General features: G+C 45.4%; 23 protein-coding genes. 11 read left to right on the top strand and 12 right to left on the bottom strand.

Annotated features, from left to right (window positions below):
* Window positions 1-233: 233 nt before the first annotated feature.
* A complete protein-coding gene (locus BS614_RS07835; protein WP_074093548.1) occupies window positions 234-3365 on the top strand; it encodes an ATP-binding protein in 3132 nt (1043 codons plus the stop codon).
* Complete coding sequence (locus BS614_RS07830) at window positions 3362-4483, top strand: response regulator (protein WP_084174448.1); 1122 nt, start codon at window positions 3362-3364, stop codon at window positions 4481-4483. The genes BS614_RS07835 and BS614_RS07830 overlap by 4 nt, the downstream gene beginning before the upstream one ends.
* Window positions 4484-4655: 172 nt before the next feature.
* Here BS614_RS07830 and BS614_RS07825 read toward each other — a convergent pair whose 3' ends face one another.
* The 4 genes from BS614_RS07825 to lpdA all read right to left on the bottom strand — a co-directional run bounded on the left by BS614_RS07825 (window position 4656) and on the right by lpdA (window position 9422).
* Window positions 4656-5837 (bottom strand): DUF4317 domain-containing protein, encoded by a 1182-nt coding sequence (locus BS614_RS07825; RefSeq protein WP_036668338.1) that lies wholly within the window; start codon window positions 5835-5837, stop codon window positions 4656-4658.
* Window positions 5838-6200: 363 nt separating this feature from the next.
* Window positions 6201-7373: an ABC transporter permease gene (locus BS614_RS07820; RefSeq protein WP_074093547.1), complete on the bottom strand. Its 1173-nt coding sequence runs from the start codon at window positions 7371-7373 to the stop codon at window positions 6201-6203.
* On the bottom strand, window positions 7357-7989 hold the full coding sequence (locus BS614_RS07815) for a biotin/lipoyl-containing protein (RefSeq protein ID WP_074093546.1): 633 nt from the start codon (window positions 7987-7989) through the stop codon (window positions 7357-7359). The genes BS614_RS07820 and BS614_RS07815 overlap by 17 nt, the downstream gene beginning before the upstream one ends.
* A gap of 35 nt (window positions 7990-8024) precedes the next feature.
* A complete protein-coding gene (gene lpdA / locus BS614_RS07810; RefSeq protein WP_074093545.1) occupies window positions 8025-9422 on the bottom strand; it encodes a dihydrolipoyl dehydrogenase in 1398 nt (465 codons plus the stop codon).
* 391 nt (window positions 9423-9813) lie between these two features.
* Here lpdA and BS614_RS07805 point away from each other — a divergent pair, with 391 nt between their 5' ends.
* The gene (locus BS614_RS07805; RefSeq protein ID WP_074093544.1) at window positions 9814-10389 is read left to right on the top strand and encodes a TetR/AcrR family transcriptional regulator; all 576 of its coding nucleotides are present in this window, start codon (window positions 9814-9816) and stop codon (window positions 10387-10389) included.
* 299 nt (window positions 10390-10688) lie between these two features.
* Window positions 10689-10748 (top strand): putative holin-like toxin, encoded by a 60-nt coding sequence (locus BS614_RS32540; protein WP_420800377.1) that lies wholly within the window; start codon window positions 10689-10691, stop codon window positions 10746-10748.
* Between the two features lie 219 nt (window positions 10749-10967).
* Here the strand turns inward: BS614_RS32540 and BS614_RS07800 are convergent, their stop codons facing one another.
* Together BS614_RS07800 and BS614_RS07795 are read right to left on the bottom strand one after the other, a co-directional pair.
* The gene (locus BS614_RS07800; RefSeq protein WP_074093543.1) at window positions 10968-11675 is read right to left on the bottom strand and encodes a DNA alkylation repair protein; all 708 of its coding nucleotides are present in this window, start codon (window positions 11673-11675) and stop codon (window positions 10968-10970) included.
* Between the two features lie 31 nt (window positions 11676-11706).
* Window positions 11707-12522, bottom strand: coding sequence for an AAA family ATPase (locus BS614_RS07795; protein ID WP_074093542.1), 816 nt, complete (start codon window positions 12520-12522; stop codon window positions 11707-11709).
* Between the two features lie 269 nt (window positions 12523-12791).
* On the opposite strand from BS614_RS07795, the gene BS614_RS07790 reads away from it, so the two are divergent.
* On the top strand, window positions 12792-13955 hold the full coding sequence (locus BS614_RS07790; protein WP_074093541.1) for a glycoside hydrolase family 27 protein: 1164 nt from the start codon (window positions 12792-12794) through the stop codon (window positions 13953-13955).
* Window positions 13956-14161: 206 nt separating this feature from the next.
* Here BS614_RS07790 and BS614_RS07780 read toward each other — a convergent pair whose 3' ends face one another.
* The gene (locus BS614_RS07780) at window positions 14162-14971 is read right to left on the bottom strand and encodes an AraC family transcriptional regulator (protein ID WP_074093539.1); all 810 of its coding nucleotides are present in this window, start codon (window positions 14969-14971) and stop codon (window positions 14162-14164) included.
* An 81-nt stretch (window positions 14972-15052) separates the two neighbouring features.
* Here BS614_RS07780 and BS614_RS07775 point away from each other — a divergent pair, with 81 nt between their 5' ends.
* Window positions 15053-16588 (top strand): carboxylesterase/lipase family protein, encoded by a 1536-nt coding sequence (locus tag BS614_RS07775; protein ID WP_074093538.1) that lies wholly within the window; start codon window positions 15053-15055, stop codon window positions 16586-16588.
* Between the two features lie 132 nt (window positions 16589-16720).
* On the opposite strand, the gene BS614_RS07770 is transcribed toward BS614_RS07775, so the two are convergent.
* The gene (locus BS614_RS07770) at window positions 16721-18064 is read right to left on the bottom strand and encodes a sensor histidine kinase (RefSeq protein ID WP_074093537.1); all 1344 of its coding nucleotides are present in this window, start codon (window positions 18062-18064) and stop codon (window positions 16721-16723) included.
* Window positions 18057-18749, bottom strand: coding sequence for a response regulator transcription factor (locus BS614_RS07765; protein ID WP_036668346.1), 693 nt, complete (start codon window positions 18747-18749; stop codon window positions 18057-18059). Before BS614_RS07765 ends, BS614_RS07770 begins: the two co-directional genes overlap by 8 nt.
* Window positions 18750-18908: 159 nt before the next feature.
* Here BS614_RS07765 and BS614_RS07760 point away from each other — a divergent pair, with 159 nt between their 5' ends.
* Both BS614_RS07760 and BS614_RS07755 read left to right on the top strand, forming a co-directional pair.
* A complete protein-coding gene (locus BS614_RS07760) occupies window positions 18909-19670 on the top strand; it encodes a TVP38/TMEM64 family protein (protein ID WP_074093536.1) in 762 nt (253 codons plus the stop codon).
* Between the two features lie 44 nt (window positions 19671-19714).
* Window positions 19715-20293, top strand: a complete 579-nt coding sequence (locus tag BS614_RS07755; RefSeq protein ID WP_074093535.1) for a GNAT family N-acetyltransferase — start codon at window positions 19715-19717, stop codon at window positions 20291-20293.
* A 188-nt stretch (window positions 20294-20481) separates the two neighbouring features.
* Here the strand turns inward: BS614_RS07755 and BS614_RS07750 are convergent, their stop codons facing one another.
* Together BS614_RS07750 and BS614_RS07745 are read right to left on the bottom strand one after the other, a co-directional pair.
* Window positions 20482-21648 carry a cobalamin-independent methionine synthase II family protein gene (locus BS614_RS07750; protein ID WP_074093534.1) on the bottom strand — a complete coding sequence of 389 codons (1167 nt, stop codon included), beginning with the start codon at window positions 21646-21648 and terminating at the stop codon, window positions 20482-20484.
* A 114-nt stretch (window positions 21649-21762) separates the two neighbouring features.
* Window positions 21763-22332 carry an SF0329 family protein gene (locus BS614_RS07745; protein WP_074093533.1) on the bottom strand — a complete coding sequence of 190 codons (570 nt, stop codon included), beginning with the start codon at window positions 22330-22332 and terminating at the stop codon, window positions 21763-21765.
* 252 nt (window positions 22333-22584) lie between these two features.
* On the opposite strand from BS614_RS07745, the gene BS614_RS07740 reads away from it, so the two are divergent.
* Window positions 22585-23640 carry an ankyrin repeat domain-containing protein gene (locus BS614_RS07740; protein ID WP_074093532.1) on the top strand — a complete coding sequence of 352 codons (1056 nt, stop codon included), beginning with the start codon at window positions 22585-22587 and terminating at the stop codon, window positions 23638-23640.
* A gap of 96 nt (window positions 23641-23736) precedes the next feature.
* Here BS614_RS07740 and BS614_RS07735 read toward each other — a convergent pair whose 3' ends face one another.
* Window positions 23737-24711: a tRNA dihydrouridine synthase gene (locus tag BS614_RS07735; RefSeq protein WP_074093531.1), complete on the bottom strand. Its 975-nt coding sequence runs from the start codon at window positions 24709-24711 to the stop codon at window positions 23737-23739.
* Between the two features lie 381 nt (window positions 24712-25092).
* Between BS614_RS07735 and BS614_RS07730 the strand changes: the two genes are divergently transcribed.
* Entirely contained in the window at window positions 25093-25299 is a 207-nt protein-coding gene (locus BS614_RS07730) for a DUF2536 family protein (protein WP_036668351.1), read from the top strand.
* Between the two features lie 262 nt (window positions 25300-25561).
* Entirely contained in the window at window positions 25562-26443 is an 882-nt protein-coding gene (locus tag BS614_RS07725; protein WP_074093530.1) for a GNAT family N-acetyltransferase, read from the top strand.
* Window positions 26444-26450 lie beyond the last annotated feature (7 nt).

Below are 26450 nucleotides of genomic sequence, written 5' to 3'. Positions count from 1 at the left end.
TCCATCAGCCCATAGTCACGCAAAGATAGGTCTTTCGATGCTTTTTCTGCGTCCGTTCGACATATCTTGCTTCCGCATTATAATGGATCACAATAAACAAGCAATAAACAGAAAATATTTTGTCGAAATGTGATTGCGCCCCCCAGAGATATTCGCTACAATGCCGATAGAATACAAGAGATTTTGTCCGAAGCTACCGAAGGATTGAACAATCTCTAAAGGAGCAGCATTTCGTGTTATTAAAAATTTCAGGCGTTGTCCTGACTGTTGTACTCGCTATTACCGTACTGCTGCTGTCAACGATCAGAGAACCACAATCTGCTGCGCTTCATGCCCGTCAAGGTGTTCTGGACCTCTCGGCCTGGAACCCTGAACAAGACGAGCGGATCAAGCTGGACGGAGAGTGGGAATTTTACTGGGAGCGATTGCTTCCTGACGAATCTGCAACATCGAATCAGGCTGGTCCAACGAAAGCACCCGACACTTATGCAACCGTTCCCGGCTCCTGGAATCGACTTAAAGTGGATGGTGAACGACTGCCAACCCACGGCTTCGCCACGTATCGACTGGTGCTGCGTAATGCACCTGTTGAAGGAACACTGGCGATCAAAAAAATGAACATCCGTTTTGCTAGCGAAATCTACATCAATGGCAACAAGCTGCTGGAAGACGGGCATGCCGTGGCAAAATCCGCAGGTTACCGACCAGGCAACTCCCCCCAGATTGGCTTTTTCCCCTATCATGGCGGTGACATTGAGATTTTGATTCGGGTGGCTAATTACGATTACACGGACTCTGGCATTCCAGGTCCACTCTTTTTCGGCGAACAAGCAGCCATGCTGAAAAAACATCAATTCAACACAGCTATCGAATTTGGCACGCTTGCTGTACTGGGTACCATTTCGATCATATTCCTCATCAGTTACCTGGGGTCTGCACTCTACCGAAACAGAGACGATTCCCTGCTGCTGATTGGTCTAATCTGTCTGCTGTATGCACTCTATAACGGCATGATCAGCGAACGTGTGTTATCCATGGCGGGCACGGAAATTTCCTTTAGCACGCTCTATAAATTAAAAGATTTCTGCTCTGTGGCATGTCTGGGTCTGTTAACCTTTTACTTCTACCGATTCAAAACAGGCATCCTGTCCGGTATGCTCACAACGGTGATCCTGATCATCTTTGGAGCATACTTATGCATGGTCGCGCTCCTGCCTATTTCCATCTATGGGCTGGCTGCACCTTACGTCGTCGTTATGTACACGTTGCTGTTAATCTGGTTGCTGTATCAATGTGCAAAACAGTTCCTAACCAGTGAGAAGGGCGAACGGCTCTCTACTTTCTTGTGGTATGCGGCTCTCTTAAGCATCATGCTGTATTGTCTGGACATTAATCTCTTCTCGATCTCGCTCAAGGAAAATATGAACATCGGACAGGCTTCCATTGTCCTGTTCAGCATCCTGATGCTGTTTCTGGCGGTGCTTCGGTTCTTCGAGGCCTATCGTACGGTCCGCACTCTCAAAGATCAGTTGCTCTTGCTGGACAAGGTGAAGGACGACTTCCTGTCCAATACCTCGCATGAGCTCAAAACACCGCTGAATGCGATTGTCAACATCAGTGAAAGCCTGCTTAAAGGCGCAGAAGGCCCACTTACCGACGAACAGGCGCACAATCTGGCGATCGTGACGGGAAGTGGCAGACGTTTAACCTATCTGGTCGATGAATTGCTGGATTATTCGAAAATGAAACATGGCGACATCCCGCTCCACCGGTCTTCGACCGATCTGTACTCGTTTGTCGAATCTGTCATGCGTATGCACTCCTTCCTGCTTGGTACGAAAAAGGTGGAGCTTATCAACCGCATCCCGGCGCATTTCCCGCCGATCTATGCAGACGGCAACCGACTGATTCAAATTTTGCATAATCTGATCGGCAATGCAGTTAAATTCACGGAACGTGGCACGGTAAGCATCCAAGCTGCGGTCGTGCAAGGCAAAGCGGAAATACGTATTGTGGATACCGGCCGTGGTATCGGTACGGACAAGCTGGAACATATCTTCCTGCCGTTCGAGCAGGAAGCAGATACGGGGCCAGTCGTTGCCGGAGGCACCGGTCTAGGACTAAGCATTACACGTAAGCTGGTCGAGCTGCATGGCGGAACCATTCATGCAGAATCAGCACCCGGGTTGGGTGCTACGTTCATCCTGACCTTTCCGCTGGCAGAGAATAAAGGAGAGAAACGTTCCAACGTCATGCCACTTACCATCGCTCCTACAGGTCCTGGTAATCGGCTACTCCGGTTCGAAGAACCAACGATTGTACAGGGGAATAAAGACGAATGGATCATCGTTGTGGATGACGACTCAGCTAATTTGCAGACAATAGTGAATCTCTTGAAGCTGGAAGGTTACAGTTATGCGGTCACTTCACGCTCACCTTCGGTACTGGAGCTGCTGGACAAGCTACCTGCCGTGCATCTTGTCATTGCTGATATCATGATGCCTGACATGTCGGGTTACGAATTGCTGGAACGAATCAGGGAGCGCTTCTCTCCTTCCGAGTTGCCTGTACTCATGCTGACGGCGAGTAATAAAGCTAATCAATTGAAGCTGGCCTTGGAAAAAGGCGCCAATGATTTTGTATCCAAGCCGTTCGAATCAGAGGAACTGTTGGCACGGATCGGCGGTTTGACTCGGATGAAAACATCCGTGCAAGCTGCGCGAGATGCCGAGATATCCTTTTTACGGTCACAGATGAACCCGCACTTTCTATATAACGCCCTGAATGCCATTGCCGAATTGTGCGTGGATGCGCCGAATCGGGCAGAACAATTGATCTTGCAATTATCGAGTTACTTACGGCGGAGTGTGCACTTTAAACACCTGGACTCAAAAACTAGCCTGATGAACGAACTGGAGATGATCGAGGCCTATGTAGCCATTGAGCAAGCTCGCTTTGGCCAACGGTTGGAGGTCATTATCGATGTGGATGCGGATGTTAACCGGAACATGGATATTCCGCCCCTCACGTTACAACCCCTGATCGAAAATGCGATTCGGCATGGGCTGATGTCCAGCATTCGCGGTGGTCGGGTCATGTTGTCTATCCGCAATCTGAATGATACGGAAACACGGTTCACCATCGAGGACAACGGAATTGGCATAACCAAGCAGCGGATGGACGAAATTCGGCAATCTACGGATGGCAGTAACGGCGTTGGACTATGGAATATCTCCAGTCGGTTGAATCTGCTGTATGGCAGACACCTTCAGATGGAAAGTCTGGACGGCGAGGGAACGCGGATTACCTTTGATCTTCCAAATCAACGTCTAAGCACAGATGGGAACGGGGGTTATGAAACATGAAGATGAAAGTCATCATCGTGGACGATGAGGATTTGTCGCTGAAGCGACTGAATCGTATTTTGACAGAAAGCGGAGAAGTCGAGGTATCTCGTACGTTTCATGACCCGGAGGAAGCCTGTGAATATGCGGCAGAGAATAGCTTCGATGCGGCATTTCTGGACATTACGATGCCTCGCATCTCGGGTATGCAACTCATTGGTGAATTGCGTAAACATCATCCTTCGCTTCCCATCGTGCTGGTGACTGGATATGAGGAATATGCGGTGCAGGCCTTTGACAAAGAGGTGATCGATTACGTCATCAAGCCTGTCACCACAGAGCGACTGAACCGCAGCATCAAGCGATTGCAGGAAAAGCTTCACAAGTCCGTGCCAACACCTGAACCAGCGGTGCCTGAACCCAAACTGAACGTTCGTCTGTTCGGTGAATTCACTGTGTTTGGCGGTGCCGGAGCAGACAATCCCATCAAGCTTAGAACGCCCAAGACGGAAGAATTGCTAGCATTCTTGCTGTATACCAAATCGACTACCCGCGATGCCTTGGCCGATACGTTGTGGAAGGACCTCAGTCCACAGAAAGCCTGGACCAACATCAATTCCACACTGTACTACGTGCGACGTGCCATCGGTGATAACAGTGACGTGCCGATCATTCTTAAGGACAGAAACGGTATCCGTATCGACCGGGAAGCGATTAACTGTGATCTGTACGAGTTCGAGGCTTTGTTCCGGCAAATGCGTCAGGCATCGGCACATCGCCCCGAGCTCTTCGAGCGGATGGATACGTTGTATACGGGTGAACTTCTGAAAGGAAGGCATTATGAGTGGGCTTTCGCGTGGTCCAGACAGCTGGAGCTGGATTTCATCATGACGATGGAAACTGCTGCCCACTATCATGCGAAGGCAGGCGAGCCGTTACGGGCGCTGTATTATTTTGAACGTATCCTCCAGATTGATTCGATTCGGGAAGATATTCATCGCGAGATCATCCTGTTGTATCTGTCGCTTGGACGAAGAACCGAAGCGCAGCGACAGTATCTGGTGCTGGAGGAATTGCTCAAAGAGGAGCTTGGCTCCAGTCCGGCAGCGGATATCAAACAACTGTTGCAACAATCATGAAATAGCAAAAAAGCCCAAGCTTTGGCATACTGAACTGCTCCCATCGTAGGTCTTCTACGGTCTACTATGACAGGGAGCAGTTCAGTGTTGCTTTAGGCTTGGGCTTTTTGCAATAAATGGACGTTTATTCGTCCATAACTGATGATTTTACATCATCATTGTCTAGAATCAATTACTCATTTATAAGTTTTTCTGTATTAAGGGTAAAGCCTTCAATCACAACATCTTCGTCCACTTCAATCATGATGCAACGTCTGCCTTGATAATTCACCTGCTTCACATATCTCAGGTCTTGCGGGCTAACCGAAATTGTAGCAACCTTGGTCTCAATCTTAATGGACTTGGATGTGAACTTCGGCATAACACTGGTTGCCTTCATCTCATAGTTCTTGTTATCAACGATCGTTTCGAAGGCACGTTCCACTTTCTCTGTCGTCAGATCCTCAATACCGCTTGCGGTCAGTACACGTTCCAGATCTTTATAATCCAGCTTCGGAGGTTCTTCCTCATGGGACTCTTCGTTAATCTCGATGACTCGGTTGATCTCTTCGTATACATGTGCAATTGTGGCTGAATCGAGCTGTTCACCGGCCACTTCCTTAACGATATCTTCGAAGATCGCCCGTTCTTCCAGTGCGGTTACGGATCTTTCTCCATTCAATACATTTTCAACAAAATGCGGATCCGGGAAATTGGATTTCCCTGTACAATATAGAACACGATTCACATCGGAGTAGTTGTCCGTTACGCTAGGGTACAGGAATCCTTGCTCTGGCGTGCTTAACTTGATAATCGGATCGACGATAATGTTGTACTTGAACTCTCTCTCCACGTAATCAAACAAGAGTGTCTTCCGCTGCTTCTCCGTGGAATTCACGCTGCACAGAATGAACGGATGGGCGAACACCTCATTCTTCTCACTCTCTTCCGTAGCTTCGTTTCTAGCCTTGGTCGGCAGATAATACTGTCCACGCACGAACGTAGCTACCATATCCCGCTCAAACTTCGTATCCACCAACATTCGATCCACGAGCAGTAGCATCAGATCCTGCCATTCATCCGGATCACCTGTTACCAGCGCCTGGTGAAGCAATACCTGTGCCGGGTCCTCCGCCGCTTCCTGGAACTTCAATTCAAACAACTTCTGATCCAAATCACCTGTCAGCAATTTTTTGAAATTGCCCATGTACAGCTCCTGCTTCTCTCTGTCCACCAGTTCGAACGGGTGACGCTCCCAGTGATAGACCTCATTGGTTTCCTTCGTAATATACACATTGAGAATATCGTAAATATTCAGTAGATCGTGATCGAGTTTAAACTGCTTGCGTATATGCGCGACTTCTTTTTTATTCATGATTCGTTAGACAACTCCCACAATATATAATTTTATCTGCGTGCAGTTCTATATCCTAAAAGCCAGTGCTCCCTTGGAAGTTTTCATCTGAGCAGTAGGTCACAAATGGGCGCAGCTATGGAGTAGCTGGATCAAGCCGTTCTTGCTCTCCATTTCTGTACTCTCAGTGAAAAATTATATCATATAATGATGACGATTAATGAGAATCAATCTATGGTATTTCCCTCTTTATCACGATCCATTTTTGAATATGGAAAATAGCTCACCGTATGGGAGGCACGAATGAGATTAAAAGAAAACAGAAAGACGCAACAGGAATGACTCCCGTGCGTCTTTTTTCGTTGTTTAACGATTCTTAAATAATTAATTACTGCTCGGCAATATATCCGTATTCAATAGGGGTGCTCTGCTGGAAGAAACTTTCCTTGTTTCCCGCAGAAACAGTAATCCCATGAACAAGGACACTCCGCCAATAATAATCAGCAATGCCCCCAACTCCTGACTGTAGGCTGTCAGCGCCCCGTCCCTAAACGCCATTCCACGAATCAGGCGGTTAAGCCAGTTCATGGGTAGTACCCATGCGAACATTTGGAACGGTTCTGGGAACGCCAGTGGCGTTAGTTGAATTCCCGTAGCCAGAAAGGAGGGATACAATACAAAACTGGTTCGTAGGCTTACTTTCGACATATCTTTGGCAGTGTATCCAATCAGCATGCCCATGAGTGACAAGGCAAAAGCATAAACAACCAATGGAATGATGAAAAGATAAGGCTCTGCTTCAAATCGCATTCCCCCCACCTGCTTTAACAATCCATAGGATAGAAGCAGCGAAAGTGAACTCAACACAACGTAAGGTACACTCCGCACCCATAGCTGGAAAGGTGACTTTCCGTTTGCAAACAGTTTCCCTTCCTGACGAAGCCGGGGTACAATTGAACCCGCTGCACTTGTTGTAATCATTAATACTACGATATTCACAAATCCAAGTACCATAAAACCAACATAACTGGAGGTTGGATTAAACAGCATCCGCTGCTGAAGGGATAACGGTGACACGATTCCTTTAGCTGTCTCGGCATCCATCCCTTTTTGGATCAGACGTGTCATGGAAAGGGTCATATTTTCCGTCTGGATGATCTCCTGAATCGCAGTGCGAATACCGGTTAACCCCGAGGGCATCGTGTTATCCATCAAGATGCCGATATTCGTCGATTTCCCTTGTTGTTGACGAATTCCCAACTGATTGGGAAGCATAATGACCGCTACAGCCTGCTCGTTAGCAAGTAAAGTTTCTGGGCTCATTCGGCTCGCATATACGCTCTTGACGCTCATGTATTGTGACGCATTTATTTTGGAGATCAATTGTCGTGAATATTCGCTATGATCCTCATCAATGACCACAACTGGTGATTTACTGAGTTGATTCTGCGAGAACATTAAGCCGAAAAATAAGGCTGCAATCATTGGCCCAATAAAAATTAGCCGTATATACTTACTGCCTACAACGTACTTCCACTCGTCAATCAGTGATTTCATCAAGTTTCACCTCTGCTGTCATCCCCGGAAGCAAATCGGTATTCGAATCCATCGATATTCGGACCAGAAACATACTTAAATCGGCTTGCCCTTTTTCCCGCGACATACGCAAGTTCGCAAACTGAGGAGCAGTTGAGATGGAAGTAACGCTCCCCTTCACCTGCGTTGGCTGATCCAAATACGGGAAATGAACATCAATGCTTTGATTCACTTCAAGCTGTTGAATTTCACTTTCCTGTATGTAAAGGTCGGTGTAATACGTATTCTTTTGTACAACTGCCAGCGGCACTCCTGCTTGAACTTGATCTCCCTGCTTTACAGCAACTCGGTCAACCAACCCGTCATACGGTGCGAGTACATCCACATCTCCCTCCCCGGCTGATTTCACTTTGAAAAGTACTTCTCCCTCTTTCACGGAGTCACCTGCAGACGCACCAACCTCTGCAATTGCTCCGGGGCTATTCTGATAAATTAAAGTCGTTTGCTCTGCCTCAAGTATGCCTTGTTTCCGGATCTCGGCCTGACTTACAGCATCCTTCCCTTTAACCGCAAGAAGTGAACCTCCAATAATAAACACCATCGCAATCCCGATATACAAACTCGCTTTTATCTTCATTCTTGTATCTCTCCCATTCCCAATCCTCGTGTATGTTAAAATTGCTGACTATTTTGCTTTTTCATTTTGGTGACTGCGTTCTCGGCTGCCTCCATGATCACTTCTCCCAAAGTCGGATGAGGATGAATCGTCATGGCCAGATCTTCCACGGTTGCCCCCATCTCAATGGCGAGTGCGAGCTCCGATATCAGTGTAGATGCCTCCACGCCGACGATTTGCGCGCCAATGACAATTCCTGAAGTCGGGTCAGCCACTATTTTCACAAAACCTTCGGTTTCCCTTAACGCCAACGCTCTTCCGTTGATTCCGAAAGAAGATTTCCCAATAACCACCGGAATGGCCTGTACTTTGGCTTCCGTCTCATTTACCCCAACACTGGATATCTCCGGATCAGAAAACACGACAAGCGGAATCACCTTGTAATCCACTTTGGAGGTAAGACCGGCAATGGCTTCTGCAGCTACTTTGGCTTCATAGGATGCCTTGTGGGCAAGTGCCGGACCGGCTGTAATATCTCCAATGGCATAAATGTGCGGGATAACCGTTCTGCACTGTTCATCCGTGTCAACCAGTCCCTTGTTTGTTACAGGCAAACCTATGCGTTCCAGTCCTAACTGGCCGTCTGTATTGGGTTTCCTGCCGATCGTAACCAATACATATTCTGCCGTAACTTGTTGCTGCTCCTTGTTTTCCGAATAATGTAGTGTAACGGAATCCGCATTGTGCTCCACCTTTTCGGCAATCGCTCCGTTTACGATCTGGATGCCGTCCGCCTTTAATTGTTTGACTACAGGGGCTGCAAGTTCCGCCGCGAATCCAGGCAATACTTGTGCGCCTCCCTCCAGAATCGTTACCTTTGTTCCGAATTTGGCATACATCTGTCCAAGCTCCACACCAATATACCCTCCGCCGATCACAACCAAACTACTCGGAACCTCCCCCAAAGACAGTGCTTCTGTGGAAGATAAGATGCGACCTCCAACTGGAAATGCTGGCAGCTCAATTGGACGAGACCCCGTTGCCAGTATGAGATTTTTAAAAGAAATGCTTTGCTCCTGTCCAGTTTGCCGGATCATCGCTGTGTGCTCATCCAACAGACTAGCCTCGCCTTCAAGAATGGTCACACCCGCAGTCTTTAACAAATAGTGGACACCACCTGCCTGTTTATTCACAACCCCCTGTTTAAAATCCTGAGCATTCTTAAATGTCGCTGCCGCGTCAGCTTGATTAAACTGTCTGAACCAATCATAACGATGCGATTCCGCAATTAAGGCTTTGGATGGTATGCAACCCACATGTGTACAGACCCCGCCAAGCTGTTTACGTTCAACAATCGCCGTCTTCATCCCCAACTGCGAAGAACGAAGCGCCGCCACATATCCCCCTGGACCTGATCCAATAACTAACGTATCCACAGATTCAAGCTTGCTCATAATCTGATACCTCCCGATTTGAAGTCAATTTAAAATATGATGACCATAATATATTATAACCATCATATTTTAAGACCGTCAACAATCGTATTTGGCCCTTTTGAAAATGAACAGACATCCAGTTACCAAATTGACAGGCTTTATTATGATGACTATAATATTTTGAAAGTATAGAAATTGAACTATAAATTTACACGAGAACGGAGAGGACAGAAATAACCTGAGGAAGCGAAGCGCTCGCCTTTATCACCGGATTTTCCCTTTTGGAAAAGGGAATCACAAAAATCTGGGGATAACAGCGATCAGAAGGTTGTTCTGTCATCGGAGTGGAAGGTGTAAATATTCTTTAGTTCAATTTCTATAGAATGATGAAATTATGGAGTGAGTGATCATGCCCTATCCCAAAGGACATAAAATAAAAGTACGAGGTAAGATTGTTGAGAGTGCGGCTCGAGCTTTTCGCACCAATGGTATCCAGGAGGTGAGTGTCCCGTTTATTATGAAGGGAGCTGGATTAACTCACGGAGGGTTCTATTCACACTTTGACAACAAGGAACAATTGGTTGCCGAAGCCTGTGAATATGCCATTAGTGATACCATTACACTTCTACAGAACGTGGCTGATCAGGAAGAGCAGAATTCCAAAATTAATAAAGTAATCGATTATTATTTGAGTCCGTATCACCGCGACCAAACGGAAATGAGCTGTATTTTCCCCGCCCTTTCCAGCGAAATATCCCGTTCGTCCGAAGAGGTTCGGCAGGTGTTCACCCATGAATTGGAGCGGATGATCGCTTTTATCTCCAATCTGGCTGAGATTGATGTGTCGAGAGGTCGTGCACTGTTCAGTACAATGGTTGGCTCGCTTGTACTTGCACGCTCTGTTAGTGATCCTGAGCTTAGCGACAGCTTTCTCTCAGCGGGCAGGCAGCAAGCCAAAGAAATGGTTAAAAGGAACGATATGTAGCCTTGATGTTGCTATATGCTGATTATCTACCTATCAAAAAAAAACACGCCTATAAATGGCGTGTTTTCTCTTATCTGTTTACAACTTAATAAATTCCATACTAGCCACCGTAACGCTCTTATCGCATATAAAGTACGAGGTCATTAACATTCCCAAACTTTTATAAAAACGAATTATTGTTCATCTATTAGCTCCAAGAAAAATATGGTATACTCACAGAGCAATGGAAAGGCTTATATGGGCGGTCGGCTAATCTCCCGGAAGGGAGGTGATGCCTTTTGACAGTATTTGAAGCGATTATGCTAATGCTTACCTTCGGTTTGCTGATTGTAGCGCTGCTGTCCAATAAAGACAAATAGACCGCCCTCTGGCTAAGGGATGCGGTCTATTTAGTCGGTACCCTGCTTGTTAAGCCCACCGCCCTTAAAAGCGGCTATTGCATCAGAGAGTCGTGTTAGCGCACGGCTCTCTTTGCATTATAAGCTGTTTCTGTCCTCATTATAACATGGAGATTGTGGATTTCAATCCCAAGATAACCATATGTTCCGTATGTTAAAACTGATGATATGGCGAAAATTTCAGCATCTTACATATTTACGCTTGAAACCCGTCCGCCCTTTATCCACTGCCTTTTGGATATTCTCAGAGGCATTCAGCAGCTTGCTCTTGGGCATGTCCTTGTTCACTTCGACAGGTCCCACAGCCTTGGCTATCTCCACTGCCTGATCGTGCAACGGTTGATAGGATGTTGCAACGGTATACAGGAAGTTGTTCATCGAATATTTCGTTCGTTCCGGAGATTCGTGAATCGTCTTTTTCACCTGTTCCAGCATCTCCATCAGTTTATTCTTCGAAAATTCAGCATCCTTTCGACTACCGAGCAACCAACAGTAACAGCTCCATCCTGCTGACATTTTCAGTTCATCTCCGCTCGCGATCCACTTATCCGAAACTGCTTGAGCAATATCCGTCTCCGCCAACGTGACGGCAACGATGAAGTCAGAGATCATGTAAAAATAAGCAGCATCGATCCAACGGTCAAAATCAGCTTTCGTCATCGCTTGAGGATCGGCAATCACGCCCGCAAAGTACATCGCATCATAATTCCCCGTTGCATATAGTTGCTCTGCCAAAGATTGATCCTTTTTGATCCGCTTCGCCATCGGTTTCATCGCACCAGTTGCCACGCCGAATAGCGGTTCATGTGCACCATTGGAGATATAGATTTTTTTCGTTCGTTCTTTGCCCAGCGCTTCTAGCTCTTGCATTACTTCATCTAGATTCATTTGGCAACACTCCCAATCCTATAAATTATTTTCATTCCTGATCGAACAGACGCTTATGTTTGTCAAAAAAATGGTAGAAAAAACGTACATTGTCCAGTTCAAACCACTCTGCCGTTTGCAAAATCGTCCTGTCGAGATTGTAAATTTTAGCATGGAGCGTCCCCAGAACAAAGGGCGAGTGCGTCGAAATGATAAATTGACTGTCAAAATATCGTGCCAACTCATTGATTTGCTCCGCCAGCCTGATTTGGTTAACAGGAGAAAGCGATGTTTCCGGTTCATCCAATAAATACAATTGGCCCGGAAGCAGGTACTCTTCGAAAAACTGCATGGAGGTTTCTCCATTGGAGTATTTTTCCTGAGAAAACTGAATGTTATCCAACTTTTTCTTGAATGCATAGGAATGCGCTAACTCTTCTGTCTCGGCCTTGCTCATTCCTTGTTGAGACTGTTCATACAACAGTCCTTCGCGGAGCACATTTGCTTGCTGAATTTTCTTGATCTCATATAAAATGTCCTCTGACTTGATGTATCGGCTCCCTTCTGGCAGTTGCCGGATGACATGCTCCTGTTCGTCACGCCCAAGCTCATAACTGCTCTTATCCAGAAAACGCTGCACATAGGCGCTATTTCCATACGTTGTCATTCGTTCAGAACCTGTGATTCCCAACTTGTTGGCGATCACGTTCAGCAGGGTGGATTTGCCAGAGCCGTTGCTGCCATAGAGCACAGTGACTCGATCAAAAATAAGGACTTCTCCTGAGATATGTTTGAATACATGATCAGGATATATATTGGGGTTGCCGGAAATTTGCGAAGACAACTTGAAATTGCTTAGATGAATCATTGACTCACTCCTTATCCATTGTTTCGCACAGATCCCTGAAAAGATAGATATAACTTCTTTGCAGACAGACATTTTTCCTTTCTTATGCTTCTACCGGCAACTTCTGATACCTGCCGAGAGCCTGATTAGAAGAGCTAATACCCCCAGCACAAGCAGAGCAACATATGTCCATGTCCAAGCAACGTTAAGCTATGGCAGGATACGTCGCTCATCGTTTATGTTCAGTTTAGTGTTGTTAACAAAACCGAGATGAGGAAGGATGCGAGAGCATGAGCAACAATCAAGTGTTAGGCTTTGCCCCTGCCCTGGGCTGGAATTCGTGGAATACCTTTACGTGGGATATTAACGAACAATTAATTCGGGATGTCGCTGATGTTTTTGTATCGGAAGGTTATCTGGCCGCTGGTTACGAGTATATTGTCATTGATGATTGCTGGAGCCTGAAGGAACGTGATGCAAACGGCAATCTGGTGGCTGACCCGGAGAAATTCCCGAGTGGAATGAGAGCGCTTTCCGATTATATCCATAGCAAAGGACTAAAATTCGGAATGTATTCATGCGTGGGTACACATACATGTGCCGGGTATCCAGGCAGCTTCGAGCATGAATTCCAGGATGCTGCCCTTTTTGCCGAATGGGGCGTTGATTATTTGAAGTATGATTACTGCTTCAAGCCGCGCCATATCTCAGGAGAGTTGCTGTACAAACGAATGAGCCTTGCGCTCAAAAACTGCGGACGCGATATCCTGTTCTCCGCCTGCAACTGGGGAGCCGACGATGTATACGATTGGATTCGGGAATCGGGCGCTCATATGTACCGCTCCACCGGCGATATCCGTGACAATTGGGATTCAGTGAAGGAACTTGCCCTGTCTCAATTGGGCAAACAAAGCTACACCGGCTCCTTCTGCCATAACGACATGGATATGCTAATCGTTGGTATGTACGGTGGAAGCAATAATGATTATATTGGCAGCATCGGCGGATGCAACGACATCGAATATAAAACCCACTTCTCACTCTGGTCCATGATGGGGTCCCCATTAATGATCGGATGTGACGTGCGCAAGGCCAACCAGATCACAAAAGATATTCTCCTGAATCCTGATCTGATCGCTATCAATCAGGATGTAGAAGCGCGCGGAGCTTACCGCATTAAACCAGAACCGCAATGGTTTCATACAGACGATGTATTTATGCTAGTGAAGGTACTCACAGATGGTGATCTAGCTATTGGTTTCTTCAACCTGAGCGACAGCCAGCGGGAATTGTCTTTGCAATTTTGGGATATGGGTCTGCCTTACGCTGCCGGTTATGCCCTGTCCCTGTATGACTGCTGGGAACATCAAGAGCTTGGCGTATTCCGTGAACGCTTCGCTCCCGTTGTCGCAGCACATGATTGTCTTGTCGTTCGGGCCAAACTGGTGAAATAGATGGCTCAACATCGCCTGTGCACCTCCTGTCAGGTCCCCCTCTCTTCAGACGATGTGGGCATCTACCTCAAATTGATCTCGCGCTCTGCCCAGCAATTTCTGTGCATTGATTGTATAGGAGTGAAGCTGAACTGTGGACGTGAGCCTATTGAGAAGCTGATCCGTTATTTTCGAGAGTCCGGGAACTGCGCCCTGTTCCGTTAACATTATGCCTTCGTCCGATGCAGCATCATGTAAGATGTTGGCGTGTGTGAAGTTGCTTTCTTGAATACTTTGGAAAAATATAACGGATCATTGTAACCGACAGAATAGGCTACCGATTGAATCGGTAGGCCCGACGTTTTCAACAGTTCACAGGCGCGCCCGATTCGGCAGGATGTAATATACTCCAAAACAGACTTGCCGGTTGTTGCCTTAAACAGACGAAACAAATAACTGCGCTCCAGATTAACTGCCTTTACGATCTCCGTGACGGTCAATGTCGGCTTCCAGTAGTTCTGCTCGATGTACTTTCTCGCCAGCCAGACATAATCCTTGGCGTCAACCTGCGGCTCGCTCGGATAATGTTCCATATAGTAGGAAAGCAGCAGACGCAAACGGGCATCCGCCCGCAGTAATTCATAGGATGATGCACCCGCGTTCCAGGCAAGATGGAAAAAAGGCTGCAGTGTCTCCGGCGAGACCGACACCACGGGTTGTACCTCTGAAAGCTGCGTCAGCCCCAGCAACCGCCCGGCATCCTCACCGCTAAACTCCACCCAGACGTACTCCCATGGATCTTGCGGGTCTGGATAATAGTAAATCTCCTTTTGCGGAAATATGATAAAGCTTTCCCCCGTAACTAGCCGAAAAACGCGGCCGCCCGTCTCCAGCGTCCCTTGACCGCGGATAATATAGTGCAGCGCATAAACGTCACGCACGCCTGGCCCCCATTGGTGAGCGTTGGCCGGCTTGTGACCACCGCTGATAAAATACAAATTACTGGCTCTACTGCTCTCATGCCAAATCGGATTCAACCTTGATTCCCCCTTTCTAATGCCACGTTGATCAGATGTTCGGTAACGCTTACAAGCTAAATCCAGAGAGGAGATTGTTGTATGCTTAGAATGGTTACGGTAGAACATGGACAAGTGCAAGGACTGCCCGCAGCGGACCCGCGGATTACCAGCTTCAAGGGAATTCCTTTTGCCGCACCTCCTGTAGGTGAGAACCGCTGGCGAGCTCCGCAGCCGCAGTCGAACTGGGAAGGTGTACTGCAAGCTTTTGATTTTGCCCCCATCTCCATGCAAGCCCCAACAGTCATCGATGATAACAATATCTATACCCGTGAATGGGCCGTTGATCCCGACCTGCCTATGAACGAGGATTGTCTGTATCTGAATGTCTGGACACCAGCCAAACGCACGGACGAGAAGCTGCCTGTTTTTGTCTGGTATTTTGGCGGGGGCCTACAAGTCGGCCATACGGCCGAAATGGAATTTGATGGCGAACGAATCGCTCGTAGAGGTATTGTCGTTGTGACGATTAATTATCGGCTGAATGCCTTCGGTTTCCTGTGCCATCCTGAGATTAGTGCCGAATCCCCCCATGCACCCGCCAACTTTGGTCATCTTGATCAGCAAGCAGGTACCCAGTGGGTCAAACGCAACATTGCCGCCTTTGGCGGTGATCCAGACCAGATCACCATCGGCGGACAGTCGGCAGGCGGAGGAAGTGTACTCAGCCAGATGACCTCTCCGCAAAATAAAGGCTTGTTCCAGCGAGCCGTCATCATGAGTGGTATAGCTACCGAGTTGTACCCGAAGGTCCGCGTGCCTTCTGTCCGTTCCACACTGCGAGATGCAGAGCAAGCAGGGGTTGAATTTTTCAGCTTCCTGGGCGTATCTTCCCTGGCTGAGGCGAGACAACTGGATGCTGAATATCTCCGTGACAAAGCACTCGAATACAAAAGCTTCTGGGGAACCGTCATCGACGAACAATTCTGCGCAGGCGATCCGTTTACTCGTTTTGTTCAGCAGGAGCGCGAAGCGATCCCCGTAATGCTGGGGCATACGTCTTCCGAATTTTGGACCCGTCCCGCCGCAGCCAATCTGGAAGAACTGAAGCAGATGGCTGTGGAGCTATTTGGCGAGGATGCTCCTGCCTTTTTGCAGCTATGTGAGGCTGATACCGGCCAATTCGAACATGCTCTGCAACAAGCATCGGTCCGCATGATCCAACATGCCATTCTGCTCGCCATCCGCGCGAACAGCGGTCATCCGTCTGAAACGCCTCTCTACTATTATAACTTCGACGCCGAGATTCCGGGCTGGGACCAGCCAGGCACTTTTCACTCCGTTGATCTGTGGTTTTTCTTCGAAACACTCGCCAAATGCTGGCGGCCTTTCACAGGCAAGCATTATGATCTGGCTCGCCAGATGTGTAATTATTTATCCAACTTTATTGCTACAGGTGATCCAAACGGTTCGGACTCCACTGGAAAGCTGATGCCTCATTGGACTCCTTGTACTACGGAACAACCGTATCTCATGGAATTTGGCGATCAGGCTCAATTACAGAAGACTGAGCCCGGACCGATGCTCGCGTTTCTAATTGAACAATATTTCAAGAAACAGAATACACCTGTTGTTTAAAACATGAGGCTTGCCCTCTCGCGATATATGTAAGAGCCATGCTGTCGCATGGCTCTTTTTGTATAGTGTGAATGGTAGAGCGATGTTCATTTTTTGTTGCACGCAATAATCATAACGTCTCTCTCCCTTCCATTAAATATGAGTCTGAGTTGGCTTGTTGAAGATGACAGGTAGCTTAATCTGTAGTGAAAAGATATCCTTTTCCTGCGACACCGTCAACGTCCCGTTGTGCTGCTGAATCATTTTCTGACAACTAACGAGCCCAATTTCGTTGCTATCATTCTTTTTGCCAACACGTTTAATCTTATTCTCCACCTCAAGAATAACCCATTGTTGCCTCAAAGAAATCTGGATATGAACGGGATGCCCTGGATCGGCGTATTTTCGAATATTTGAAAATATATTATCCATTACGCGACGCATGGCGACCAGATTGATTTCCAGCAAAAACTCCTCATGATGTGCATCTGTCTGAACCTGCACGTCTATATCGTCCAAAACCACTAATTGCTCATCTATGAGTTGATCGATAAGCGCTCTGCCCTCATACACTTCAAATTCTACTTCCTCTTCTTCAGCGGCCGAGGATACCGTAAAATATTCGAATAGTTTGTCCGACAACACTTTGATCTGATAGGCCTTCTCCCGGCTATTATGAATATACTGCAACAGATCCTCATGTGTCTTATATTTGTTAAGCTCTATGATATCCATATATCCTAATAGAATCGTGAGTGGCGTTCGCAAATCATGGGAAATCGCCGTGATCAATTCACGGTTGGCCATCCTGACCCTCTCCTCGCTGTCCAGCCGCTCCACAAATGATTTTCTCATCTCATCAATACTCTGGGCCAGAGATGACAGTTCATCCTTTCCCGATATCGTAATCGAATAATCCAAATTTCCACCTTCGAGTATTTTGATCTCTTGTTCAAGCACGCCAATATAAGATGTTTTCTTATTAATCATCAGTAGAAAGGAAACAATGAACACAATGGCCGCTATGAAAACACCAATAATCAGAATGAGGTTGTAATATTGATACTCATAAAAGCTAACCAAGTATATCTGGGCATCCTGATCCGCAAAATGGATGGTGGTGATGGGTATTTTTGATGGCACGAATTGAGTTAACAACTCTTCATTAATGGCAGGATCAATCTCCGTGTTGGAGGAAAATATCAATTTGTCTTTTGCAAAAATATACAGATTTAAGTAGCGCTCATGTCTTATCCAAGCAGACAGTTCCTCATGATTACGGGTTGACACGTTCTGGTTATCCACAAATGCTTCGAATCGATCAAGCGCATCTTGCTGCCTGTTCTCTACAAAAGTGGATTTGCTTAAATAACTATCCAATACAGTCTCGCCAACAACTTGTAAAATAACGAGTGCACTTATGGAAATGACCAAAGAAATGACAACCGCCAGAACCAGTTTTATCTTCAGCTTTTTTCCGATTAATAATCTATTCAATTTTGTACCCCTTCCCCCAAACGGTCTTCACATATTTAGGGTTCTGCGGGTCATCCTCCAGTTTGCCTCTCAAATTACGAATATGAACCATGACTGTGTTATTACACGTATAAAAGTAGGGTTGCCCCCAAACACTCTCATATATATTTTCTGCCGAGAATACCTTTCGTCGCTTCTTAGCCAACAGCAGCAAGATCTGGTATTCAATTTCAGTTAGAGCAATCTCCTTCTCCCCAACAAACACAGCTTTTGAATCCTGATGGACGGTAAGATCCTTAACGATAATCTGGTCCTTTTCTTCGGTCTTCTCCTTGCCCCGATAAACATAATACCTCCGCAGTAAAGCCTTCACCCGCGAAACGAGTTCTGTATAGGAAAAGGGTTTGGACAAAAAGTCATCACTGCCTGAGGAAAAGGCCAATTGTTTGTCAGAATCCTGCGTTTTCGCTGTGAGAAACAGGATCGGTGCGCTTGTTTTTTCACGAATCTCCAGACACGCCTTCAGCCCCGATTTATTGGGCATCATCATATCCAAAATAATGAGATCCGTCTCTTCGTTCACTTTATCAATCGCATCTTGACCATCTATCGCTTCAATCACTTCATAATTCTCACTCTCTAACAAAATCCTTACAATTTCACGAATTTCACTGTTATCATCAGCAATTAGAATTTTCTTGCTCATCTGATCCCTCCGTCTAATTTCAGTATAATATGCGCTATTAGCGACTACCAGCAAATACAATCGACTTAAGAATTCTTCAGAAGTTATGTAGGTATCTCTTAATAATTTCGTCTTATACTGTAAATATGTAGAAGTTATTACACAAAGGGGTCGTCAGGAATGCCACAAACTTCGAAAAAAGTAATGATTAACATATTGTTGGGTCTGTTCATCATGTTGTCCATTGGTTTACTGGTGTATTATTCTCCTGCCATTATTAAAATCATGTCTTCCATGGACAACTTCAGAGCGTATATTCACTCAACAGGCCATTGGGGTCCGGTCATGTTTATTTTATTCCAGATTCTTCAGATCGTGGTTGCACCCATTCCAGGAGAAGTGGTACAGATTGCAGGCGGTTATATCTATGGGGTTACACTTGGGTCCTTGTATACTACAATAGGTTTGATTATAGGCTCAGCGATTGCTTTTTATTTCACTCGTTTTATCGGTCGCGCCTATATTTCACGACTAATGCAAAAGAAAAATAATAAGTGGATGTCGTTAATTCATGATGAGAAGAAGTTCTCCGCTTTTTTATTTATCTTTTTCGTGATTCCCGGCTTGCCCAAAGACATGCTTGTATTTGTCGCCGCACTTACATCGATTAGTTCATTTAGATTCTTCACGATCCTTATCGTCGGTCGTCTGCCGTGGATCATCGCATCTACCGTTATAGGGTCCACCATTCATATGCAACAATACACGATCGCCATTATTATTTCTGTTATCGCTGTGATCGGGTTTGTACTCGGTTATATCTATAGGGAGAAATTGGTGGGATTGTTCTCCCGCTCAGACAGTACCAAAGCCAAACCCAAGGCTATACCCAGTTATAGTATGAATAGGGAGTCTCGTAAAATAAAAAGAGATACAACATGAACAAAGCCAATCTATTGATATGAAAGCCGGAGGTATATCATCTTATGCAAATACTTAAAACCAATCGATTAATCCTGCGAAATTTCACCGTAACGGACGCAGCCGGACTATTGGAATACACGGCAAATCCCAGAGTGAATTGTTTTATGGATCAACGAATTTTAACATTGGAAGATGCGGCAGCAGAGGTCGCAAAAAGAAGCAGTGACGATTCCCACATCGCGGTTTGCCTGAAGGACAGTAACGAGTTGATCGGTGAGCTGTTTGGTATGAGGGAAGATCGGGATTCCGATACAGATAAGGATTCGAATTCAGATACGTATCGTATTGGTTGGAATTTTAATGGCAGATATGAAGGGAAAGGGTACGCCAGTGAGAGCGCCAATGCTTTCATCGAGCATCTCTTTATGGAACAGGGAATAAGAAGACTGTACGCCTATGTTGAGGATGATAACTTCCGTTCCCAGAAACTGTGTGAGAAACTGGGCATGTGCCGGGAAGGTCTTTTTTTGGAGTTCATTTCATTTGTCAAAAATGAGGACGGCACACCGAAATACGAGAATACGTATCAATATGCTTTGTTGAAAAAGGAATGGCTGGCACAGCTTGAATTACAGAAATAAAGAATAACAAGCCTCATCATTCGTTTAAAAAAGTTATAGAAATGAGAACGTACACATATGTACGTTCCACAACAAATACGGCGGCTTCTCCCTGGATAGATTCCAGAGGAAAAGTCGCCGTATTTTTATCATACCAAACACCATTGAACGGGTAATCGTTTATATGCCACAATACACTCAGCTTGAACCTAGACAGTGCTGCCCCAATATTGCTTCGCAATCTTCTGCCCCTGATCAATCTTCGCCCATTGCTGAGCTTCACTTAATTCGTTACCGCCATCACAGGATGCAAAGCCGCATTGGTGAGACAGCAACAGCCGATCCTTATCGATGATTTTGGAAGCTTCGTCCAGCAAACGGACAACACGTGCTTCATCATCGAGTGTACTCGTTTTGGATGACAACAGACCCAGTACAATTTCCGTTTCAGGTCTGTCCTTGAACACTTCCAGAGCTTCAATTGAACCCGCACGATCATCATCCCACTCCAGGAAGAAACGGTCATACTTCAATTGCTTCAGGAACAGATTCGCAATTTTGGCATACGATCCACCACCCATGTTGCGGGAATCATAATTGCCGCGGCAGTTATGTGTCCACATTTTCAAGCCAAGGCTATGACCAAAGTCAATCACGGTATTATTAATATCAATGAATTCGGTAGCAAGACCCTTTACTTCATCTTGATTAATATTTTCCCCTGTAAAAGGAGAGTTCGGGTTGTCGTCTGCAAACAGTTCCCACAAGCAATCATCGAATTGCAGAATTTTACCGCCCACTGCAGCGAATTCCTCCACGAATTCCTTATACGCGATCACAAGACCCTCTTTGAGCTCCTGTATGTTTTGATATACGGAATCCGTACCTCCAATGTTATCTGACCAGGAAAGCTCGCCGAAAATATGGGAAGGAGACGGTACGCAAAGTTTCGTTTGTTGCTCGCCAGCCGTGTCTTGCAGTTGTTGGAACAGTTGAATGAAATGATGGTTCTTCCCACTCAATTTATCAGTGATGCGCAGTCCAATATCTTTGCGTGTTTCATATTTCGAAGTTCCGTCCACATCTCTGAAAAAATAGCCGTGATCCGCGATGTAACGCTTCACTCCGCCAAATCCCCATACAAAGTCCAGATGCCACATCGATTTGGAGAATTCGCCATCGGTAACCACGGACAAGTTATGTTCGATTTCCTTTGCGACAACTTGTTTGATTGCCTCTGTCTCACACTTCTCATATCCTTCGTAGTTTTCATAGAACGGATATTGGATATCATCATTATGTTCAATTTGCGTTTTATATTTCAGCAGCTCATCCGGCCGCAATAAACTTCCTACGATCTGGAACTTATCAGTCATGTAAAAAACCCCCTCGTTGTATACAATGATCATATCACGCCGAGAGTAGTTAGAAGGGATACTAAAAAACCATAACTGGTTATAGTTAAAAGCTATATCAAAAGTTAATCAATTTCACAACGTACGACGACGCAGTTCATAAAAATATTGTACCGCTGGATGCTTTAATTTGACCTGCTCCGCCATGTTTAGAATTCGTTTTTTGCCAACTCGTCTGTCCATTAAAGCCAGAATATTAAACAAGATATCCTTGCTCTCCAGATTATCCTCTATAGAAGTTGATAAATACGTCGTAGCTGCAACGGTAAAATTCGATTTACTAAGTGCGGTCTGAGCCAACAACAGCTCTTTGGCATGTACGGAGATTTTTCTGCTTCTTGCCATGACTTGAAGACGATCCTCGGGAATGGGTCCTTTAGACTCTTTTCTGATAGCTTCAATCTCTTCATCGCTCACAGGAATCATGATCTCCGGGTCGCTCTTGATCTCCTGCTCTGTCTCATACCATCGGATTGGGGTTGTAGTATCACTCATGTTGAGTACATTCTTTTTATCTACAGTAATATAACAATTGCCTGATTTATCAGGTGAATAGCTATAGCTGGTAGCACGGTACTCCACCCTTCCAACTAACGCAGGACTAAGAAAACTCTCCAGTTGTTGCTTCAATTTACTCCAGGACATATATCCTCCTATTATCAAAAGCCTACCGCATGAATTGCGGCGATCATTTCAAATATTTTTCAATCCGTCTCCAGTATCAACATTCATCTAAATTATAACATAGCAAAACAAATTGACGATGGAAGAAACCCAGTTATTGGTTTTAAAATTCCCTATGTGATAAAATTGCAGAAAATTATCTACTTACTATTAAATCGTCATAGCCTACCATTGGAACATACGGTGTTATTCACAAAGGAGAGGAAGAGTGTAATGGCTACGAAGAAAGCAACCTTACCTGCTCATATAGAAAAACTCGTTAAAGATAATGATATCGCTACCGTAAAAGAAATTTTCGAGCAATACGAATGGGATGCCCGTGGGGGCTACAGCAAAGGTACGGCCCTCAGCTTTCGGCATATTTCGGATGAATTGGTTCGCTGGCTGGTAGAGCAAGGGGCAGACATTAATGCACGTGACAAATATCAACGTACGCCTTTACATGCCCATGCCTCACACTGGTCAGGAAATGTACCCTTGTTCCTTGAATTAGGTTCGGATCTGGATGCTGTTGATTACCAAAATGAAACACCGTTACATGCAGCGGTCAGTGGGTATCGAACCAAAGTAGTTCAAGAGTTGGTAAACCAAGGCGCTACTATTAACGTAGAAAATAAACAGGGAAATACGCCATTAGCTAAGGGGTTAGCCAATTGCAGGAATAGCGATATAGTCAGTATGTCGAAAATTTCAGCGATTCTGCTGGATGCTGGTGCAGCAGTCACCCCGGAAATGAAAGAATCGGTGAAGCGGATCGGGAAGGATTTTGAATTCGTCCGTGAGAAGTTCAATAAGGACAAGGTCGATGGAGTTTCAGACGCGCTGATCAAACTGTACCGGCTATTTGATGTCGAGCCGGTAGCGAATCGGATCATGCACGATGGAACTGCACCCATTCAGGTGAAGGCAACCACCTGGCCCAAGCAGCACCAAGAGCTGTGGGAATATCTCATCCCGGCTCAGGGCCACGCTCAAACGGTGCAGGGAGAGGTCATTCGCATCACAGGACGTGTGTCCCATGAAGTATTAGATAATGGCGGAGGAAACTGGGATGCGGAGTATCGCAAGATGCTAGATGCACTGATTCGTCACCTGGGCTCTGGTGCGCCACTCGCCCCCGCACTTCTCCAAGAGGCAGCAGACTTGGCCAGCAAGCTTCATAATGGATACGATTTTGATGCGCCTGCCAGATTATCCGAGTTGGCGGTGTTATGGGTGCTTGCCAATCCTCAGCCGGTCACTATAGAGAAGCCAGAGTATACGCGTTAAACAGCAAAGCAAAAAAAGAAGCGGAAGAGTTACCGCTTCTTTTTTTGCTTTTAAATCTACCTGAATCATACTCCGTATCCATGATTACGTCTTACTCTACTTCACCTGTTCATTACTTTCAAACTCATTGAGCAATTCACGTACTTTAGAAGTGGTTTTGGCGTTCATCAAGCTGTTTCTCAGCTCACTAGCACCGCGGAAGCCACGAACATAGATTTTGAAAAACCGGGCCAGCGGGCTGAACGAACGCGGTTCAAGCTCGGAATATTGATCATGGAGATCCAAATGCAGCCGCAGTAGATGAAGGAATTCCTTACTGCTGTGTTCCTTCGTCTCCTTCTCAAAAGCAAACGGATTCTGGAAAATACCGCGTCCAATCATAATGCCATCCACGCCATATTGCTCAGCTAGTCTCAGGCCTGTCTCACGGTCAGGAATATCCCCGTTAATCGTCAGCAGTGTATTAGGAGCTATCTCATCCCGCAGTTTTTTAATCTCTGGAATCAGTTCCCAGTGAGCGTCTACTTTGCTCATTTCTTCTCTCGTACGCAGGTGAATGGACAGATTCACGATGTCTTGCTGCAAAATATGAGTTAACCAGTCGCGCCATTCATCGACCTCAGTAAATCCGAGACGCGTTTTTACACTGACCGGCAGCCCCCCGGCTTTCGCCGCCTGAATGATCTCCGCCGCAAGGGCTGGCCGGCAGATCAATCCACTTCCTTTTCCATTCTCGGCTACATTCGCTACCGGACAACCCATATTGATATCGATGCCTTTAAAGCCTTCTTTCGCCATACCGATACTCATCTCACGGAAGAATTCCGGTTTATCTCCCCAGATATGAGCCACAATCGGCTGTTCGTCCGCTGTAAAAGTCAGACGCCCTCGCACACTATGGTGCCCCTCCGGGTGACAATAACTCTCTGTGTTCGCAAACTCCGTAAAAAACACATCCGGTCTGCCCGCTTCACTTACGACATGCCGGAACACAACATCCGTCACATCTTCCATCGGTGCCAGTATAAAAAATGGTCGTGGCAATTCACGCCAAAAGTTTTCCTTTGTCATCTCAAAAGCTCCTCTATACCTTCCAGGACAGTCTCTGTCCTCATTAATAGTTAAAATAGTAAAACTCGTAACTCATACATCTGCTTGCTATCATTTACATGATCATTCGTTTTTCGTTGCAATTCACATTATGGTGTCCTAGCTTCTTCACTTATACCATGCAAATGAACTTCCTTCAAACAGCAGTATCTGTTATTACTTCCATTAGATCTTCAAATTATTGAAAGTTCGATGATCTCAAAATTGCCCTTTCCCGATTTTATCACGTCTTTATTAGATTTTCAGCCCGATTGCTCTTGCCGAACTGGAAAAGCTCCTCTAAAATGAAGCTCGACAGGCTTTTAACCTGCAAATCAAGATTTAAGGAGGCCTGAATTATATATGGAAATTTCACTGGATATGATTAAAGATAAAGTCGAATGCTTGCAGGCTTATGACTTCCGTGAACTGGAACGAGCGATTGAAGAACGAATCGGAATGAACAAAGCATTAATGCTGCGCGTGAAACAAGTTCAACATCAAGTAACGTTTGACCCTTTTCGCAACAAGATGTTATATAGTGCAATCGTGCATTTTGCCGTAGATTAATGGACCAAGATTTTCAATAGTGAAAAATAGTTCACTGACGCAATTGCATTTAAGCATATCCTATAAAGCATGCAAAAAAGAAGACGCGAATTCGCTCGCGTCTCTTTCCATATCATACTCCACTTTCTCTTGTTACAAATCTTGCTTAAACCAACAACAACTTATAAGCAGAATTGTCACCTGCAATCATATTTTACATAGTTAAATACGGAATCGTACCACTATACAAACAGTCATTTTTGAGGATTAAGGGGGTAATACCATGCAAGAATTAATATTTATGAAGAATTATAAAAACAATGAAGTACTGCGCAAGAGTTTTTTCGAGCTTGCTGTCAACACGTTTGAGATCAATTTTGAAGATTGGTATCAACAAGGATACTGGGGCGAGCGTTACATTCCTTATTCATATGTCGATGGAGACCAGGTTATTGCCAACGTTTCTGTTAACATCCTTGAGCTCATCATTCACGGTGAGAAGAAAAAAGCGATTCAAATCGGCACGGTGATGACACATCCTGATTATCGGGGGAAAGGACTCTCTACACGTTTAATGAATAAAGTTTTAGAGGAATACGAGAACAAGTACGATTACATGTACCTTTTTGCCAATGAATCGGTGCTTGATTTTTACCCCAAGTTTGGGTTTAAGCCTGTGGAAGAACATCTTTTTTCAATGAATTATACGGCAAAAAAATCACCTGAGCCTGCGAACATCCGAAAACTAAATGTAACTAACGCGGAGGATTTACGTCTTATTCAAAAATTGGCATCGGAAAGATTGCCTGTTTCTCAGCATTTAGCAACCCATCATTCTCAAGGAATACTCATGTTTTATTGCCTGAATGTCTTTAGTGATGATATTTATTACTTGGAAAACGAAAACGTCATTGTTATTTATCAGAAAGAAGACAATCATATTGAGCTCTTCGACGTTGTTAGCTTAAACGAAATGAATATGAAAGATATCTTGGATAAGATTGCAGATGAAGATACAGAGAAAGTAATCTTTCATTTCACTCCAGATGCAACAGATGATATCGTTCTAAAAAGTTCGATCACCAATGAAGGTTTATTTGTAAGAACCCATGGTGAACATCTCTACCCTCTGCACGTTAAACATCCGATTACATCTATTGCTTGATGATTTA

The organism is Paenibacillus xylanexedens (assembly GCF_001908275.1).
Taxonomy (GTDB): Bacteria; Bacillota; Bacilli; order Paenibacillales; family Paenibacillaceae; genus Paenibacillus; species Paenibacillus xylanexedens_A.
Note: the sequence above shows the minus strand (reverse complement) of the source record. Positions and strands in the feature narration are given on the sequence as shown.

Coding starts and splice junctions, on each gene's coding strand:
- BS614_RS07800 (WP_074093543.1), bottom strand. CDS start 11,675: ATGAATCTAGATGAAGTAATGCAAGAGCTAGAAGCGCTGGGCAAAGAA.
- BS614_RS07820 (WP_074093547.1), bottom strand. CDS start 7,373: ATGAAATCACTGATTGACGAGTGGAAGTACGTTGTAGGCAGTAAGTAT.
- BS614_RS07760 (WP_074093536.1), top strand. CDS start 18,909: ATGCCACAAACTTCGAAAAAAGTAATGATTAACATATTGTTGGGTCTG.
- BS614_RS07790 (WP_074093541.1), top strand. CDS start 12,792: ATGAGCAACAATCAAGTGTTAGGCTTTGCCCCTGCCCTGGGCTGGAAT.
- BS614_RS07765 (WP_036668346.1), bottom strand. CDS start 18,749: ATGAGCAAGAAAATTCTAATTGCTGATGATAACAGTGAAATTCGTGAA.
- BS614_RS07775 (WP_074093538.1), top strand. CDS start 15,053: ATGCTTAGAATGGTTACGGTAGAACATGGACAAGTGCAAGGACTGCCC.
- BS614_RS07745 (WP_074093533.1), bottom strand. CDS start 22,332: ATGTCCTGGAGTAAATTGAAGCAACAACTGGAGAGTTTTCTTAGTCCT.
- BS614_RS07730 (WP_036668351.1), top strand. CDS start 25,093: ATGGAAATTTCACTGGATATGATTAAAGATAAAGTCGAATGCTTGCAG.
- BS614_RS07735 (WP_074093531.1), bottom strand. CDS start 24,711: ATGACAAAGGAAAACTTTTGGCGTGAATTGCCACGACCATTTTTTATA.
- lpdA (WP_074093545.1), bottom strand. CDS start 9,422: ATGAGCAAGCTTGAATCTGTGGATACGTTAGTTATTGGATCAGGTCCA.
- BS614_RS07830 (WP_084174448.1), top strand. CDS start 3,362: ATGAAGATGAAAGTCATCATCGTGGACGATGAGGATTTGTCGCTGAAG.
- BS614_RS07755 (WP_074093535.1), top strand. CDS start 19,715: ATGCAAATACTTAAAACCAATCGATTAATCCTGCGAAATTTCACCGTA.
- BS614_RS07825 (WP_036668338.1), bottom strand. CDS start 5,837: ATGAATAAAAAAGAAGTCGCGCATATACGCAAGCAGTTTAAACTCGAT.
- BS614_RS07815 (WP_074093546.1), bottom strand. CDS start 7,989: ATGAAGATAAAAGCGAGTTTGTATATCGGGATTGCGATGGTGTTTATT.
- BS614_RS07795 (WP_074093542.1), bottom strand. CDS start 12,522: ATGATTCATCTAAGCAATTTCAAGTTGTCTTCGCAAATTTCCGGCAAC.
- BS614_RS07740 (WP_074093532.1), top strand. CDS start 22,585: ATGGCTACGAAGAAAGCAACCTTACCTGCTCATATAGAAAAACTCGTT.
- BS614_RS07725 (WP_074093530.1), top strand. CDS start 25,562: ATGCAAGAATTAATATTTATGAAGAATTATAAAAACAATGAAGTACTG.
- BS614_RS07750 (WP_074093534.1), bottom strand. CDS start 21,648: ATGACTGATAAGTTCCAGATCGTAGGAAGTTTATTGCGGCCGGATGAG.
- BS614_RS07805 (WP_074093544.1), top strand. CDS start 9,814: ATGCCCTATCCCAAAGGACATAAAATAAAAGTACGAGGTAAGATTGTT.